The following is a 473-nucleotide window of genomic DNA, read 5'->3' on the forward strand; positions in this document are numbered from 1 at the left end:
CAGAAAGTAAAACTTGTCAATCCGAAGTTATACGGCAGAGGTTACGCAATCGGGGATGTGGGACATACCGATTATGTATTAGTTGCTGATGATATTGTAGCAGTTGAAGAAAAGTAAAGGAGTGAAGAATTTATGAGATTATCAAACGGGTTTGTTATTGACAAAGAGAAAACATTTGGAGAATTAAAGTTTACAGCGGTGCGTGATGTGTTCTTACAGAATGAGGACGGGACACCGAGTACCCAGCTTAAAAAGCGTATCTATGATTTGAAGTGCAGTCTGCATGGTGGAATTATCCCCGTGTCTGTACCGCCAGAAGTACCGTTAAGGGAATTTCCGTACAATGCAGTCGTGGAGCTTGTCAATCCAGTAGCCGATACGGTATCAAGAAAGACCTATACGGGTGCAGATGTGGACTGGTATGTAAAGGCAGAGGATATTGTGTTGAAGAATAAAGGCAACCAGAACGCAGG

Annotated in this window: 2 protein-coding genes; both read left to right on the forward strand. The window is 42.7% G+C overall.

Annotation, left to right across the window (positions count from 1 at the left end):
• A partial coding sequence (locus LJE11_RS19290; protein WP_227296421.1) for a DUF961 family protein occupies positions 1-117 on the forward strand: 117 nt, incomplete at its 5' end.
• 15 nt (positions 118-132) lie between these two features.
• The coding region (locus tag LJE11_RS19295) for a YdcP family protein (RefSeq protein WP_227296420.1) at positions 133-473 on the forward strand (341 nt) is incomplete at its 3' end.

The sequence above is a fragment of the Blautia sp. DFI.1.216 genome, from assembly GCF_020594215.1.
GTDB classification, from domain to species: Bacteria; Bacillota; Clostridia; order Lachnospirales; family Lachnospiraceae; genus Blautia_A; species Blautia_A wexlerae.